13 protein-coding genes are annotated in these 15,106 nt (G+C 66.4%); 10 read left to right on the forward strand and 3 right to left on the reverse strand.

The window, feature by feature from the left end:
• The 5 genes from ACLV74_RS15510 to ACLV74_RS15530 all read left to right on the forward strand — a co-directional run.
• Positions 1 to 446, forward strand: a 446-nt coding sequence (locus ACLV74_RS15510) for an ABC transporter permease (RefSeq protein WP_411880295.1), incomplete at its 5' end; no start/stop codon positions are given.
• Between the two features lie 90 nt (positions 447 to 536).
• Positions 537 to 3,776 carry an efflux RND transporter permease subunit gene (locus ACLV74_RS15515; RefSeq protein WP_411880296.1) on the forward strand — a complete coding sequence of 1,080 codons (3,240 nt, stop codon included), beginning with the start codon at positions 537 to 539 and terminating at the stop codon, positions 3,774 to 3,776.
• Between the two features lie 3 nt (positions 3,777 to 3,779).
• On the forward strand, positions 3,780 to 5,069 hold the full coding sequence (locus tag ACLV74_RS15520; protein WP_411880297.1) for an efflux RND transporter periplasmic adaptor subunit: 1,290 nt from the start codon (positions 3,780 to 3,782) through the stop codon (positions 5,067 to 5,069).
• Positions 5,066 to 6,514 (forward strand): efflux transporter outer membrane subunit, encoded by a 1,449-nt coding sequence (locus ACLV74_RS15525; protein WP_411880298.1) that lies wholly within the window; start codon positions 5,066 to 5,068, stop codon positions 6,512 to 6,514. The genes ACLV74_RS15520 and ACLV74_RS15525 overlap by 4 nt, the downstream gene beginning before the upstream one ends.
• 113 nt (positions 6,515 to 6,627) lie before the next feature.
• The gene (locus ACLV74_RS15530; RefSeq protein ID WP_411880299.1) at positions 6,628 to 6,780 is read left to right on the forward strand and encodes a DUF3096 domain-containing protein; all 153 of its coding nucleotides are present in this window, start codon (positions 6,628 to 6,630) and stop codon (positions 6,778 to 6,780) included.
• A gap of 6 nt (positions 6,781 to 6,786) precedes the next feature.
• On the opposite strand, the gene ACLV74_RS15535 is transcribed toward ACLV74_RS15530, so the two are convergent.
• A complete protein-coding gene (locus ACLV74_RS15535) occupies positions 6,787 to 7,590 on the reverse strand; it encodes an IclR family transcriptional regulator (protein ID WP_411880300.1) in 804 nt (267 codons plus the stop codon).
• Positions 7,591 to 7,791: 201 nt separating this feature from the next.
• On the opposite strand from ACLV74_RS15535, the gene ACLV74_RS15540 reads away from it, so the two are divergent.
• The 3 genes from ACLV74_RS15540 to ACLV74_RS15550 are packed head-to-tail and all read left to right on the forward strand — an operon-like array spanning position 7,792 to position 11,204.
• The gene (locus ACLV74_RS15540) at positions 7,792 to 8,769 is read left to right on the forward strand and encodes a Bug family tripartite tricarboxylate transporter substrate binding protein (RefSeq protein WP_411880301.1); all 978 of its coding nucleotides are present in this window, start codon (positions 7,792 to 7,794) and stop codon (positions 8,767 to 8,769) included.
• A gap of 24 nt (positions 8,770 to 8,793) precedes the next feature.
• The gene (locus ACLV74_RS15545) at positions 8,794 to 9,621 is read left to right on the forward strand and encodes a citryl-CoA lyase (RefSeq protein WP_411880302.1); all 828 of its coding nucleotides are present in this window, start codon (positions 8,794 to 8,796) and stop codon (positions 9,619 to 9,621) included.
• Positions 9,622 to 9,623: 2 nt separating this feature from the next.
• On the forward strand, positions 9,624 to 11,204 hold the full coding sequence (locus tag ACLV74_RS15550; protein WP_411880303.1) for an AMP-binding protein: 1,581 nt from the start codon (positions 9,624 to 9,626) through the stop codon (positions 11,202 to 11,204).
• A gap of 15 nt (positions 11,205 to 11,219) precedes the next feature.
• Here ACLV74_RS15550 and ACLV74_RS15555 read toward each other — a convergent pair whose 3' ends face one another.
• A complete protein-coding gene (locus ACLV74_RS15555) occupies positions 11,220 to 12,776 on the reverse strand; it encodes a transglycosylase SLT domain-containing protein (protein ID WP_411880304.1) in 1,557 nt (518 codons plus the stop codon).
• Positions 12,773 to 13,543, reverse strand: coding sequence for a hydroxyacylglutathione hydrolase (gloB, locus tag ACLV74_RS15560; RefSeq protein ID WP_411880305.1), 771 nt, complete (start codon positions 13,541 to 13,543; stop codon positions 12,773 to 12,775). The genes ACLV74_RS15555 and gloB overlap by 4 nt, the downstream gene beginning before the upstream one ends.
• Before the next feature lie 18 nt (positions 13,544 to 13,561).
• Here gloB and ACLV74_RS15565 point away from each other — a divergent pair, with 18 nt between their 5' ends.
• Entirely contained in the window at positions 13,562 to 14,380 is an 819-nt protein-coding gene (locus ACLV74_RS15565; RefSeq protein ID WP_411880306.1) for a class I SAM-dependent methyltransferase, read from the forward strand.
• Positions 14,381 to 14,461: 81 nt separating this feature from the next.
• On the forward strand, positions 14,462 to 14,944 hold the full coding sequence (rnhA, locus tag ACLV74_RS15570; RefSeq protein ID WP_411880307.1) for a ribonuclease HI: 483 nt from the start codon (positions 14,462 to 14,464) through the stop codon (positions 14,942 to 14,944).
• The last annotated feature ends 162 nt before the right edge of the window (positions 14,945 to 15,106 follow it).

A 15,106-nucleotide genomic window follows, 5' to 3' on the forward strand; every position in this document is an offset into this window, starting at 1 on the left:
TCTTTTCGCTGTGGCTGGGCCTGGGCATCTGGAGCAAGGTGGCTTTAGCTGTCACCCTGGTGTTCTTCATCGTCTTTTTCAATGTCTACCAGGGCGTGAAGGAAGTCAGCCCCGTGGTGCTGGCCAACGCCCGCATGCTGGGCGCCAGCCGGCGCCAGCTGCTGCGCACCGTGTACCTGCCCAGCGCCACCAGTTGGGTGTTTTCCAGCCTGCACACCTCGGTGGGCCTGGCCTTTGTGGGCGCCGTGGTGGGGGAATACCTGGGCTCGGCCCGCGGGGTGGGCTACCTGATCCTGCAGGCCGAGGGCACTTTCGACGTCAACACCGTGTTTGCCGGCATCGTGGTGCTGACGGCGTTCGCGCTGGTGCTGGACGGCATCGTCGGCCGGCTGGAAAAGCGCCTCATGAAGTGGCAGCCGCGCACGGGAGAGACCGAGAAGCTGTGATTTTTGGGCTCTTATCGGGTGTTCTTTACCTCGGGTTAACAGTACGATCACGTATCATTTCGTAACCCCCACACCCGGAGTCGACGTCCCATGTCCATGGTCCAGCTGGCGTTGCGACGCCCCTACACGTTCATCGTGATGGCCATGCTCATCGTGCTGGCCACCCCGTTCGCGCTCAAGAACATGGCGACGGACATCTTCCCCGAGATCAACATCCCGGTGATCAGCGTCATCTGGAACTACAACGGCCTGCCGGCCCAGGAAATGGGCCAGCGCGTCGCGGGCCAGACGGAGCGGGGCCTGACCACCGTGGTCAGCGACATCGAGCACATCGAGTCCACGTCGCTGGCCGGCGTCAGCATCATCAAGGTCTTCTTCCAGCCCGGCGTCAACATCCAGACCGCGATCGCACAGGTGGTGGCCTCGGTGCAGACGCAGGTGCGGCAATTGCCGCCCGGCATCACGCCGCCGCTGGTGATCAAGTATTCCGCGTCCAGCATTCCCGTCATGCAGCTGGCGCTGTCCAGCGCGACGCTGCCCGAAAACGCGCTCTTCGACACGGCCGTCAACGGCCTGCGCCCTCAACTGATCACGGTGCCGGGCGTGGCCTCGCCGTTCCCTTACGGCGGCAAGGTGCGCGTGATCTCGGTGGACCTGGACACACAGGCCCTGCAGGCGCGCGGCCTGTCGCCGGCCGACGTGGTCAACGCCGTCAACACGCAGAACCTGATCCTGCCCTCGGGGACCGTCAAGTTCGGCGAAACCGAATACACCGTGCGCATGAACGGCTCGCCCGATGCGCTGGCCGGCCTGAACGACCTGCCGGTGCGCACCGCCAACAACGTCACCACCTACCTGCGCGACGTGGCCTATGTGCGCGACGGCTTCCAGCCCCAGACCAACGTCGTGCGCCAGGATGGTGCACGCGGCGTGCTGGTGTCGGTGCTGAAAAACGGCGGCGCGTCCACGCTGGACATCGTCGCCAACGTGCGGGCCCTGTTGCCGCGCGTGGTGCAGACCCTGCCGTCCGACGTCAAGGTCACGCCGCTGTTCGACCAGTCGGTCTTCGTCAAGGCGGCCGTGGTCGGCGTGATCATCGAGGCGCTGATCGCCGCCGCGCTGACGGCGCTGATGGTGCTGCTCTTCCTGGGCAACTGGCGCAGCACGCTGATCATCGCGCTGACGATCCCGCTGTCCATCCTGACTTCCATCCTGGTGCTGTTCGCGCTGGGCGAAACGCTCAACCTGATGACGCTGGGCGGCCTGGCGCTGTCGGTCGGTATCCTGGTGGACCAGGCCATCGTGACCATCGAGAACATCGAGCGCCACCTGCACATGGGCAAGCCGCTCAACGACGCCATCGAAGTCGGCGCCGGTGAAATCGGCCCGGCGGCCTTTGTCGCCACACTGTGCATCTGCATCGTCTTCGTCCCCATGTTTTTCCTCTCTGGCGTGGCGCGCTTCCTGTTCGTGCCGCTGGCCGAGGCCGTGGTGTTCGCGATGATCGCGTCCTACATCCTGTCGCGTACCCTGGTGCCCACGCTGGTGATGCTGCTCATGGGCGGCGTGCACGAGGCGGCGCAGGCCAATACCAAGCCCAGCCCGCTGCAGCGCCTTTACCGCAGCTTCGATTCGCAGTTCGAGCGCGTTCGCCGCGCCTACACGCTGGCGCTGTCGGCGGCGCTGTCGCACCGGCGGCGTTTCGCCCAGTTGTTCCTGGGCTTCTGCCTTCTGTCCTGTCTGCTCTACCCGTTTTTGGGCCGCGACTTTTTCCCGAGTGTGGACGCGGGCCAGATACGCCTGCACATGCGCGCGCCCACCGGCACCCGCATCGAGGAGACCGTGCGCATCGCCGACGCGGTGGAAACGGCGATCCGCGAAATGATCCCGGCCGACCAGCTGGAAACCATCCTGGACAACATCGGCCTGCCCAACAGCGGTATCAACCTTTCGTACAGCAATGCCGGCACCATAGGCACCATGGACGGCGAAATCCTGATGTCGCTCAAGGAAGGGCACAAGCCGACCGACGGCTTCATCAGCCTGCTGCGCGCCGAGCTGCCCAAGCGCTTTCCCAACGTGGAGTTTTTCTTCCAGCCGGCCGACATCTCGACGCAGATCCTCAACTTCGGCCTGCCCGCGGCCATCGACGTGCAGTTCACCGGCAACGACATCAACGGCAACATGGAGCGCGCCGCCGAGCTGACCAAGGCCATACGCAAGATACCGGGCGCGGTGGACGCCCACGTGCACCAGCGCCTGGACGGCCCGGTGGTCGACCTGCGCATGGACCGCACGCGGCTGCAGCAGTTCGGGCTGGGCGCGGCCAACGTCGGCCAGAACGTGCTGATCGCGCTGTCGGGCAGTTCGCAGACGGCGCCGGCCTTCTGGCTGAACCCGCAGAACGGCGTGGTCTACAACGTGGTGGTGCAGTCGCCGCAGTACAACGTGGACTCGGTCGATGCGCTGCTCAGCATCCCGGTGGGATCCACCCCCAACGCCAACAGCGGCGCCAACGGCGCGGCCGCGCCGGCCAACCCGACGCAGCTGCTCGGCAACCTGGTGGACGCGCGCGCCGGCCGGCAGCAGCCCATCGTCTCGCGCTACAACATCCAGCCCGCCATCGACGTCTACGTGAGTGTGCAGGGCACCGACCTGGCCAGCGTGGCCGGGCAGATCAAGACCCTGGTGGCCGAGATGGAGCCCAAACTCACGCGCGGCAACCAGGTCGCCATACGCGGCCAGGTGCAGACCATGCAGAACTCCTTCATCGGCCTGGGCCTGGGGCTGGCGATGGCCATCGTGCTGGTCTACCTGCTGATCGTGGTGACCTTCCAGTCATGGACGGACGCGGCCATCATCATCACCGCGCTGCCGGCCGCGCTCGCGGGCATCGCCTGGATGCTGTTCATCACCGGCACCACGCTCAGCGTGCCGGCCCTCACGGGCGCCATCATGACCATGGGCGTGGCCACGGCCAACAGTATCCTGGTGGTGTCCTTCGCGCGCCAGCGCATGCAGGACGGCATCACGCCGCTGTCGTCGGCGCTGGAGGCCGGCGCCACGCGCATACGCCCGGTGCTGATGACGGCGCTGGCCATGATCATCGGCATGATCCCCATGGCGCTGGGCCTGGGCGAGGGCGCCGAGCAGAACGCGCCGCTGGGCCGGGCCGTCATCGGCGGCCTGCTTTTTGCTACTGTTTCAACCTTGTTTTTTGTGCCTGTGATCTACGCCGGGGTGCACCAGCGCCTGGCGCAGCGCAAGGCGCGCCGCGGCGCCCCGCCCGCACCCCATGAAGCCGCGGGCACCGTGCCCCAGGAGAGCTGAGCCATGTCCGAAGAACGCCATTCCCCCCTGGCCCTGCACCCCGTGGAAGCGGGTGAGTCGGGCGAGCTGCTCAAGCGCGGGCAGGTCGTGCGCCGCGCCAAGATCGCCGCGGTCATCGTGCTGGTGGTGCTCGCCATAGGCGCGGGCCGTACGGTGATCAGCCGTGTCTACAACGGCAAGGAACTCGAAGCCGGCGCCACCGAACGCAACAAGAATTACGTGAAGACCACGCTGGCCAAGGCCAGCGAGTCAGGCCAGACGCTGGCCTTGCCCGGCACGCTGCAGGGTTTTGTGCAGTCGCCGATTTATGCGCGCGCGGGCGGTTACGTCAAGCGCTGGACCAAGGACATAGGCGCGCGCGTGAGCAAGGGCGAGCTGCTGGCCGAGATTGAAACGCCCGAGATCGACCAGCAGCTGTCGCAGGCGGTCGCCGCGCGCCAGCAGGCCTCGGCCAGCCTGGACCTGGCCCAGAGCACGGCCGTGCGCTGGGAGGCGCTGCGCAAGAAAGATGCGGTCTCGCAGCAGGAAGTCGACGAGCGCCGCAGCGCCAGCGCGCAGGCCGGCGCCAACCTGGCGGCGGCCGATGCCAATGTGCAGCGCCTGCGCCAGCTGGAAAACTTCAAGCGCATCATCGCGCCCACCGACGGCATCATCACGCGGCGCAACGTCGACACCGGCGACCTGATCGATGCGGGTGCCGGCGGCGGGCTGGCGCGCGCGCTGTTCGTGGTCACGCAGACCGACCCGCTGCGGCTTTACGTCAACGTGCCGCAGACCTACGCGCAGCTCGTCAAGACCGGGCAAAGCGTGGTGGTGACGCAGGCGGAACTGCGCGGCCAGAAATTCCAGGGCCAGGTGGCCCGCACGGCCGCGTCCATCGACGCCACCTCGCGCTCCATGCAGGTGGAGATTTCGCTGCCCAATACCGCCGGCACCTTGCTGCCGGGCGCCTTCGTGCAGGTGTCGCTGCCGCTGGCGGCCAGCCGCGGCCTGGCGATTCCCAACAATGCGCTGATCATCCGCGGCGACGGCATCAAGGTGGCGGCCATCGACGCGCAAGGGCGCGTGCACCTCAAGCCCGTGCAGCTGGGCCGCAATTACGGCGAGCGTGTGGAAGTGGTGGATGGCGTGGCCAGCGGCGAGCGCCTGGTGCTCAATCCTTCGGATTCGCTGGCCGAGGGCGACCCGGTGTCCTTCAACGCCGCCGAGGACGACAAGGGCGGCAAGAAGCCGGCCGTGGCCGTTGCGGCCGGCGACAAAGCCAAGGCCGAACCCGGGAAAGCCGCGCCGTGAGCAGGCTGAACACGACAGGCACGTTGTCGGCGGTGCTGGCCGCCGCCGTGCTGGCCGGCTGCACGGCCGGCCCGGCCTACCGCAAGCCCGAGGTCGACATGCCCGTGGCCTGGCAGGTGGAAGCGCCCTGGCGCACCGGCACCCCCAACGACCTGGCCGCCAAGGGCCCGTGGTGGGAGCGCTTTGGCGACCCGCAGCTCAACGCCCTGGCGCAAAAAGCCATGGCCGGCAACCAGACGCTGGCCGCCGCGAATGCGCGCCTGGCGCAGGCGCGCGCCAGCCTGGCGGGCAGCTCGGCCAGCCTGTTCCCGCAGGTCGGCCTGGGCACGCGCGCCGCGCGGCAGAAGATTTCCGCGAACCGGCCGCTGACCAATTACAACTCGCCGAATTTCTCGACCATCCAGAACGACTACAGCGTCACGCTGTCGGTCAACTACGAGGTGGACCTCGCGGGGCGGGTGCAGAGCCTGGTCGAAGGGGCGGGCGCCACGGCGGAGCAATCCGCCGCCGACCTCGAAAACACCCGCCTGGTGCTGGCCTCCGACCTGGCCGTGGCCTATTTCAGCCTGCGCGCGCTGGACACCGAGCTCGGCGTGCTGGCCCGCTCCATCGCGCTGCAGCGGCGTTCGCTGGTGCTGGCCACCGACAGGCACGACCTGGGCGCGACCTCGGGCCTGGACATGGCGCAGCAGCAGGCCTTGCTGGATACCACGCTGACCCAGGTCGACGTCCTCAAGCGGCAACGCGCGCAGTTCGAGCATGCGATCGCCACGCTGACCGGCACGCCGGCACCGCAGTTTTCGCTGGCGCCGCAGACCACACCCTTGAACCCGCCCGCGATCCCGCTGGGCATTCCGTCGGACGTGCTGGAGCGCCGCCCCGACGTCGCCTCGGCCGAACGTGCCATGGCGGCGGCGAATGCGCAGATCGGCGTGGCCAGCGCGGCCTTTTACCCGAGCATCGCGCTGGCCCCGACCGTCGGCGTCGACAGCCGCATCTTCAGCACCCTGTTCGACGCGCCCAGCGTGCTGTGGTCCCTGGGTGTTTCGGCCACGCAGGTGCTGTTCGACGGCGGGCGCATCAATGCCAACGTGGACTTCGCGCGCGCCGGTTATGACGTGACGGTGGCCAACTACCGGCGTGTGGTGCTCACGGCCATGCAGGAAGTGGAGGACGGCATCAGCGGCGTCGCCGCGCTGGACCGCGCCTACGGCCAGGCCCAGCGCGCCATCGCCAGCGCCGGGCGTGTGCTGGAGATCGCGAACGACCGCTACGAGGGCGGCGTGGCGACTTACCTCGACGTCATCACGGCGCAGCAGTCGCAGCTCAACAGCGAACGCCAGGCCGCGCAGCTGCTGGGGCAGCGCATGCTGGTGTCGGTGTTCCTGGTGAAGGCGTTGGGCGGGGACTGGCAGGGCACGCCGGTCGCGACCGCAGCCCAGTAGCAAGGTTGCCAAGCGGTCGGCTCTGCCGCCGCCCGCATCTTTTCCTGTCGTCCTACAGCACTTGTTGTGCCCGCACCCTAAAGTGCATGCAAACAACCCAAAAAGGACGCATCATGAACCTCTCCCTGAGCATTGGCCCCGTAGTCTCCCTGATCGCCGGCATCCTGATCCTGATCATGCCGCGCCTGCTGAACTACATCGTGGCGATCTACCTGATCGTCATCGGCCTGGTCGGCCTGTTCGGCGTCGGCACCTTCAAGCTCTGATTCCGCTCAGCGCGCGGCGGCGTCGCTGCCCGTGATGGCGGCGATCCTGGCCGCGCTGCGCTTGAGCTGCTCCACCAGCGCCGGGATGCGTTCCGGCGGAATGCGCGAGGAAATCGCCGACACGCTCAGCGCCATGCAGGGCCGCTGGTAACTCGCCGGCACCGCCATGCCCACAGCCGTGACGCCTTCCATCACGGCATTCACCCCCACTGAATAGCCTTTGTCGCGCGCGTCGTTGACGTGCCGTGTCACGTCCGCGGGCGTCATGCGGCAGAAGGCCGGCAGGTAAGGGGCGTTGGCCGCTATCAAGGCGTTCGATTCGGCTTCGGGCAGGCCGGCCAGCAGGCACAGGCCGGCCACGCTGGCGCCCATGGGCCGACGGTCGCCCAGGGCCACCACATTGGCCTTGATGGGGTAGGCGCCTTGTGCGCGCCATGCGCACAGCACGTCGTCATAGCTGCGCAGCATCAGGTACACGGTGTCCTCGGTGCTCGCGGCCAATTCTTCCGCCACGCTGCGCACCTGCGGAAACTGCGTGATGGGGTTGGGCGCCGCCATGCCCAGTTCAAACAGGCCGCTGCCCAGCGCGTAGCGCCGGTTCTCCGGGCTTTGCCGCACCAGCCCCGCGAGCTGTAGCGAGCGCAGGATGCGGTGCGCCGTGGGCCGGCTCAGTCCGGTGGCATGGCACAAGTCCAGGATGCGGACGCCGCCGGCGCCTGTGCGGGCGATTTCCCGCAACAGTTCGCAGGCGCGGTCCACGGTCTGGGCGCCGGTGGAGTTCTCTGCTTCGTGGTCGGTTTCACGCTTCATGGCTCGAGCATAAGCGCCAATCAACAAAAAGTCCAAATAACGTACTAAAAATCACTTTCTGCAAAAAATGGCCGGAGAGGGCGTGGCTAACATTTTTCTAATCAACGGTAAATTCCTAAAATTCACACTGAAAAGTAAGTTCACATACAGGACTTATTTTCAGGAAAAAGACCCATACCCCATAAAACCAGGAGACATGACATGAAATCAGGACGCCGTTTGATCGTGCTGGGCGCTTTGGCCGGACTTGCCTTTGCAGGCTCTGCCCAGGCGCAGGGCTACCCCACCAAGCCGATCCGCATTGTGTTGCCCTACAGCGCCGGCGGTCCCGCCGACGTGATGGTGCGGGCCATCAGCCAGAAGCTGGGCGACAGCTGGGGCCAGCCCTTCATCGTCGACAACAAACCGGGCGCCAATGAAATCATCGCCGCCGACATTGTGGCCAAAAGCCCGGGCGACGGCTACACCTTCCTGGTGGCTTCCGACGGCGCCTACAGCCTGAACCAGAACCTCTATCCCAAGATCCCGTACGACCCGGTCAAGGACTTCGTGCCCGTCGCCAAGCTGGCCGTCGGCAACCTGATGCTGGTGACGCGGCCGGACTTCCCGGCCGCCAACGTCAAGGAGTTCATCGAGCAGGTCAAGCGCAACCCGGGCAAGTTCAACTACGGCTCGATAGGCGCGGGCGGCGTGAACCACCTGGCCTCAGCCTGGTTCAACAGCATCAACGGCCTGCAGATGGAGCACGTGGCCTTCAAGGGCCTGCCGCCCGCCGTGCAGGAACTGATGGCCGGCCGCATCGACGCGATGTTCGCAGTGACCGGCGGTGTCGCGCCTTTCCTGGAGACCAACAAGATCAAGGCGCTGGCCGTGTCGGGCCGCAACCGGCAGCCGGCCGCGCCCAATGTGCCGACCTTTGCCGAAGTCGGCTACCCGACGTTTGACGCGTCCTACTACTTCGGCGTGGTCGCGCCCAAGGGCACGCCGCCCGAGATCAGCGCCCGCTTTGCGCGCGACATGAGCAAGATCATCAACACCGCCGAATTCAAGACCAAATACCTGCAGCCGCTGGGCTTCGAGGCGGTGGGTGACACGCCCGAACAGTTCACGGCCTTCCTGAAAACCGACCGCGAACTTGGCGCACAAAAGGTCAAGGTCTCCGGCGCCAAACTCGAGTAAACCGCTTCCCCCGAGAACCCCACGATGAAAAAAAACACAGAACTGCGCTCCGACATCGCCTGGGCCACGCCTGAGGCCATAGGCGTGCACGGCTACGACCTTTGCCATGACCTGATGGGCGAGGTCAACTTCGGCGACATGGCTTTCCTGGAAGTGACGGGCCGCCTGCCCGACGCGAAAGAGTCGCGCATGTTCAACGCCATCCTGGTCACGCTGGTCGAGCACGGCATCGTGCCGTCCACGCTGGCCGCGCGCATGACCTATGCGGGCGCGCCCGAGGCCATGCAGGCGGCCGTCGCGGCCGGCTTGCTGGGCCTGGGCAGCGTGTTTGTCGGCTCCACCGAAGGCTCGGCGCGCATGCTGGCGGCGGCCTTGCCGGATGGCCGGGGCGGGCAGGGCGCGCCAGCCGACGCTTCGCTGGCGGGCCTTGCCGAAGAGATTGTGAAAAGCCACAGGGCGGAGAAAAAAATCATCCCCGGCCTGGGCCACCCCATCCACAAGCCGCTGGACCCGCGCACCTTGCGGCTGTTTGCGATCGCGCAACAGACCGGTTTCCACGGCCGCTACGTCGCGCTGATGCAGTGCGTGGCCGATGCGGCCGGCGCCGCCTACGGCAAGGCGCTGCCCGTCAATGCCACGGGCGCCATAGGCGCGCTGTGCTGCGAGATGGGGCTGTCCTGGAAGGTCTCGCACGGACTGGGCGTGATGGCCCGCGCCGTCGGCCTGGTCGGCCATGTGCTCGAAGAGGCGAAGCAGCCCATGGCGATGGAACTCTGGCACCGGGCCGAGGACGAGGCCACGGCGCATTCGCGCGGCAAGTTACGCGGCAAAGCCGGCGGCAAGGGTGTTTGAGCATGCTCACACCGCTTGAAGTCCTGAAGCTCTACCCGCCGCACGGCGGCACCCTGGCGTCCATGCTGCGCAGCCGCGCGGCCGTGGCCGGCGGGCGTGAGTTCGTCGTTTACCAGGGGCGCTCGTATACCTATGCGCAGGTGCTCGAAGAGGTGCGGCGTGCCGCTGCCGTTCTCGTCGCCAAGGGCGTGAAAGAGGGCGACCGTGTCGGCGTGATGTCGCTGAACCACCCGTCCAGCGTGTTTGCGTTTTTTGCTTTGGCCGGGCTTGGCGCCATCATGGTGCCGGTGAATCCTGACTATGGCGTGGAAGAGGCGCGTTATGTGCTGAACCATGCGGAGGTCTGCGGCATCATCTGTTCCGAAGCCGCCTTGCCGACCGTGCAGGCTGCCTGTACAGGACTTGCGGGCACGCCCTGGCTGATGCTGAACGAAACCGGCTTTGCCGACGCACCGGCGTCCACTGCGCCTGAGCCGCTGGACAACCCGGACGCCACCTGCGTGTTCATCTACACCTCGGGCACCACGGGCTTTCCCAAAGGCGTGATGCACAGCCAGCGCAGCCTGCTGACGGCCGGCGAGGGTTTTGTCGCGCGCATGCACTTGCAACCCGACGACAGGCTGCTCTGCGTGCTGCCGCTGTTCCACATCAATGCGATCTTTTATTCGCTGGCCGGTTCGCTGGCGGCGGGCGCGACGCTGATCCTGGAGCCGAAATTTTCGGCGTCGAAGTTCTGGCGGACGGTCAAGGAAACCGGCGCGACCGAGGTCAACACCATCGCGGCGGCCAGCAGCATTTTGATGCGGCGCCCGCGCAGCGAATACGTGCCGGGGCATCGACTGCAAAAAATCTACGGTGCGCCGTTTGACGAGGAAACCTTCCGCGTCTTCCAGGACGAGTTCCATGTGGCCACGCTGATCGAGGGCTACGGCATGTCGGAAATTCCGGGCGCGCTGAACAACCCCTTTCCCGGGCCGCACAAGGTGCGCAGCATGGGCCAGCCCAGCCGGCACCCGGACCCGGCCGTGTCGCTGGCCGAACTGCGCATCGCCGGCGACGACGGGCAGTTCCTGCCGCCGGGGCAGGTGGGCGAGCTGGTGGTGCGCACGCCCATCGTCATGCAGGGCTACTTCCGCGACGAAGCGCAGACGCGCGCGGCCTTTCGCGACGGCTGGTTCCTCACGGGCGACCTGGCTTATGTCGATGAGGACAATTTTTTCTGGTTCGTCGCGCGCAAGAAAGACATCATCCGCAAGCGCGGTGAAAACATTTCAGGCGCGGAGCTGGACCGCGTGATCGGCAACCACCCGAGCGTGCTGGAAGCGGCCGCCATCCCGGTACCGTCGGAGCTCGGCGAAGACGAGATCCTGGTGGCCGTGGTGCTGCGCCCCGGCATGGCGCTGGCGCATGAAGAGATCGCCCAGTGGTGCCGTGAAAGGCTGGCGGCGATCAAGGTGCCGCGTTATGTGGCGCTGGTCGATGCGCTGCCGCACACGCCGACGCACCGCGTGGCCAAGTTCAAACTGCGGGAAGATGCCTCGCTCAGGGCGAAGGCCGTGGACCTGCAGGCCGCGGCCTCGTGATGCGCTGAAAAGGCTTTAGCGCTTTTTCGTCTTCACGACGGTCTTGGCCGTGCTGCGCTTGACCGCCTTGACGTTGGCCTTGCCGCGCGCATGGCCGGCTGATGAGGCCGCATGGCTTTTGACTGGCAGGAACACCACCACCTGGTGGCCCACCTTGAATGGGCTGGAGGCGCTGACGTTGTTCCATTCGGCCACGCTGGCGGCGCTCAGGCCGTAGCGCTTGGCGATGGTGGCCACCGACTCGCCCTTGCGGGCCTTGACGGTGGTGCGCCGCGTCACGATTTCAGGCGCGAAAGACACCTGGGCGTTGTCGGCCACATGGCTGGTCACGTCGGTTTCGACCTTGGCCGAGCGCGGCACCAGCAGGGTGGAGCCGGCCTTGATCAGCATGCGCGGCGGGATGTTGTTGATGCCGCGCAGGTCGGCCTCGTTCATGCCGGTGCGGCGCGCCGCTTCGGCCGGGTTCATGGTGGCGGGGGCGGTCCAGGCCGTCCAGCTCGCGTACTGGCCCTGGCTGTAGGCCTCGAAGTTGCGCTGGAACACCGTGGCGTTGTCCCAGGGCAGCAGGATCTGCGGCGTGCCGGCCGCGATGATGACGGGGCGGTGCGCCGAGGGGTTCAGCGCCTTGAAGTCCTCGATCTTGACGTCGGCCAGGCGCGCGGCCAGGGCCACGTCGATGTCGCGCGTGATCTGCACCTGCTGGAAGTAGGGATGGTTTTCGATCAGCGGCAGCTCGGTGCGGAAGGCCTGCGGGTTGGCGACGATGTTTTTGACGGCCTGCAGCTTGGGCACGTAGAGCCGGGTTTCGGCCGGCATGTTCAGGTCCAGGTAGCTGGTGCCCAGGCCGGCTTTCTGGTTTTTGGCGATGGCGCGGCCCACGCTGCCTTCGCCCCAGTTGTAGGCGGCCAGCGCCAGGTGCCAGTCGCCGAACATGCCGTAGAGTTTTTGCAGGTAGTCCAGCGCGGCGCGCGTGGAAGCCAGCACGTCGCGGCGGTCGTCGCGGAAGGCGTTTTGCTTCAGGTCGAAATACTTGCCGGTGGCCGGCATGAACTGCCACATGCCGGCGGCCTTGGCGCTGGAGACGGCCTGCGGGTTGAAGGCGCTTTCGATGAAGGGCAGCAGGGCCAGCTCGGTGGGCATCTGGCGGCGTTCGAGCTCTTCAACGATGTGGAACAGGTATTTGCTGGAGCGCTCGGTCATGCGCTGGATGTAGTCGGGCCGGCTGGCGTACCACTGCTCGCGGTCGGTGACCAGCTCGTTTTGCAGGTCGGGCATCGCAAAGCCGCGGCGTATGCGGTCCCAGAGCTCCTTGGGCGGCTCGGTGGAAGCGATCTGGTGCGAGCCGGCCTGGCCCGGCGTGATGGCTTGCAGCGGCCCGTTGGGCAGCAGCGGCCTGGTGGCGGGGCCGCCGGTGGTCAGCACCGGGTCGCTGGGCAGGCCGGGGGCCTGCGTGGCGCAACCCGCCAGCAATGCCGTCACGAGGACGAAAACCAGCGAAGCAATGCGGAAAAAAGTGGAAGTGGAAGGGCTCGACAGGCTCGAAACTGCGGCGGTGCGGGAGTGTGGCGTCATTTGAATTGGTTTTTCCACTGCCGGATGGCGGCAAATACGGTGGTGTCGTCACGGGCCGACGCATCAAAGTGCCGGGCAGCCGCCATGATAGTGGCTTGCCGGGTCCGCAAGAAGGGATTAATCCGCAATTCCTGCGCTATCGAACTCGGCAGGGTCGGCACTCCCTGCTCGCGCAGGCTTATGCACCGGGCCTGGTAGGCCGCCAGGTCGGCGTTGCCGGGCTCCACGGCCATGGCAAAGCGCAGGTTGCTGAGCGTGTATTCATGGGTGCAGCAGACCACGGTGTTGCCGGGCAGGGCGGCCAGCTTGTCGAGCGAAGCCAGCATTTGCGCGGGTGTGCCCTCAAACAAACGCCCGCAGCCGCCCGAGAACAGCGTGTCGCCGCAGAACAGCAGGGGCTTGCCGTTCACATTCGGCGTGTAATAAGCGATGTGGCCGGCCGTGTGGCCCGGCACGGCTATCACCTGGAAATCCAGGCCGAGGGCGTGCGCCGTGTCGCCTCCGTTAAGGTGCGTATAAGGTTGCGGAATGCGTTCGGTGGCCGGGCCCCAGACCTGGGCGCCCGTCGCTTCGCGCAGGGCATCTACGCCGCCCGTGTGGTCCGCATGGTGGTGCGTGACTAGAATCGACTCCAGTTGCAATGCGTGCTCGTCCAAAGCGCGCAGCACAGGCCCGGCATCTCCCGGGTCCACGACCAGGGCGCGCTTGCCGTCATGCAACAGCCAGAGGTAGTTGTCTTCGAAGGCGGGAATGGGGATCAAATACATGCGGTGGCTGGAACTTTGATGAGCTCTGAAATTATAGGTTTGACCGACTGGCTGAAGACGCCGCCGGGCGCTTATCTTCTGGACTGGGAGCGCGCGCATTTCGACGAGGCCGTCAGCGACGTCTTCGGCTACCACGCGCTGCAACTGGGCCTGCCCGAGATCGATGCCCTGCAGGCCAACCGCATGCCGCACAAATGGCTGGCCCTTGAATCAGCGCCTTCATCGCCCGCACCCGGTGAGGGTGCGACTGCCGCCCCCGCCACAAGTTCCCGGCGTGCGGCGCTGCTGACCGATTCAGGCGCCTTGCCGTTTCCGGAAAGCAGCCTCGACCTGGTGGTGCTGCCGCACACGCTGGAGCTGAGCCGCGACCCGCACGCCACCTTGCGTGAAGTCAGCCGCGTGCTGGTGCCCGAGGGCCGCGTGGTCATCAGCGGGCTGAACCCCACCAGCCTCTGGGGCCTGCGCCAGCGGCGCGCCCACCTGTACCGGCGCCTGGGTTACGACAATCTGTACCTGCCCAAAACGGGCGAGTTCATCGGCTACTGGCGACTGCGCGACTGGCTGCGGCTGCTGGACTTTGAGGTAGAGTCGGGGCGCTTCGGCTGCTACCGCCCGGCGCTGACGAGCCAGGCATGGCTGGAGCGCTTTGAGTGGATGGACGCGGCGGGCGCGCGCTGGTGGCCGATCTTCGGCGCTGTGTACTTTCTCGCGGCGGTCAAGCGTGTGCGGGGCGTGCGGCTGCTGGAGCCGGCCTGGAAAACGCGCAAAGCCCCGGCCGCGGCGCCGGCCGTAGTGGCCAACAAGGAGCCGGCCACCCGGTCGCGGCCTCCGGCCTGAGCAGTTTTTTTCTTTTCCTTTTTCTTTTTCCACCGCCGGGTGTTGCCATCGACTCCGGCGTTTTCACAAGCAACACAACGCATGACCGATTTGTCCACCAGCCCAGCCGCCACACCACAGCCTGTCGTGATCTACACCGACGGCGCATGTAAGGGTAATCCCGGCCCCGGCGGCTGGGGCGCGCTGCTGTCCCAGGGCGGCACCGAAAAAGAGCTCTTCGGCGGCGAGCTGGGCACCACCAACAACCGCATGGAAATGATGGCCGTCATCGAGGCGCTGACCGCCCTCAAGCGGCCCTGCAGCGTGACGCTGTACCTCGACAGCGAATACGTGCGCAAAGGCATCACCGAGTGGATCCACGGCTGGAAGGCCAGGGGCTGGCGCACGGCGGCCAAGGCGCCGGTCAAGAACGTGGACCTGTGGCAGCGCCTGGACGCACTGGTGAGCTCCAGCGGCCACAAGATCGACTGGCGCTGGGTCAAGGGCCATGCCGGCGACCCGGGCAATGAACGCGCCGATGCGCTGGCCAACAAGGGCGTGGAACGCGCGCTGGGCAGGTTGTAACAAGCCGCCATGGCCGGCGCCGCGGCGCCACCGAAAAAGCGCATAAGCACATGCGCAAAAATCCGCACCATAAGCGTACATAGCGTTTGCACCAATACGGCCGCGCGTATTGCGCAAAACGTTGTAAAGCCACTGCGCTTACCCCTTGGACCAGCACTGAAA

Source organism: Polaromonas sp. YR568 (assembly GCF_943369415.1).
Classification (GTDB): domain Bacteria; phylum Pseudomonadota; class Gammaproteobacteria; order Burkholderiales; family Burkholderiaceae_C; genus Polaromonas.

Bases quoted from the DNA above. Each gene is read 5' to 3' on its own strand.
- ACLV74_RS15520 (WP_411880297.1), top strand. From the start codon at position 3,780: ATGTCCGAAGAACGCCATTCCCCCCTGGCCCTGCACCCCGTGGAAGCG.
- ACLV74_RS15535 (WP_411880300.1), bottom strand. From the start codon at position 7,590: ATGAAGCGTGAAACCGACCACGAAGCAGAGAACTCCACCGGCGCCCAG.
- ACLV74_RS15540 (WP_411880301.1), top strand. From the start codon at position 7,792: ATGAAATCAGGACGCCGTTTGATCGTGCTGGGCGCTTTGGCCGGACTT.
- rnhA (WP_411880307.1), top strand. From the start codon at position 14,462: ATGACCGATTTGTCCACCAGCCCAGCCGCCACACCACAGCCTGTCGTG.
- ACLV74_RS15545 (WP_411880302.1), top strand. From the start codon at position 8,794: ATGAAAAAAAACACAGAACTGCGCTCCGACATCGCCTGGGCCACGCCT.
- ACLV74_RS15565 (WP_411880306.1), top strand. From the start codon at position 13,562: ATGAGCTCTGAAATTATAGGTTTGACCGACTGGCTGAAGACGCCGCCG.
- ACLV74_RS15550 (WP_411880303.1), top strand. From the start codon at position 9,624: ATGCTCACACCGCTTGAAGTCCTGAAGCTCTACCCGCCGCACGGCGGC.
- ACLV74_RS15530 (WP_411880299.1), top strand. From the start codon at position 6,628: ATGAACCTCTCCCTGAGCATTGGCCCCGTAGTCTCCCTGATCGCCGGC.
- ACLV74_RS15515 (WP_411880296.1), top strand. From the start codon at position 537: ATGTCCATGGTCCAGCTGGCGTTGCGACGCCCCTACACGTTCATCGTG.
- gloB (WP_411880305.1), bottom strand. From the start codon at position 13,543: ATGTATTTGATCCCCATTCCCGCCTTCGAAGACAACTACCTCTGGCTG.
- ACLV74_RS15555 (WP_411880304.1), bottom strand. From the start codon at position 12,776: ATGACGCCACACTCCCGCACCGCCGCAGTTTCGAGCCTGTCGAGCCCT.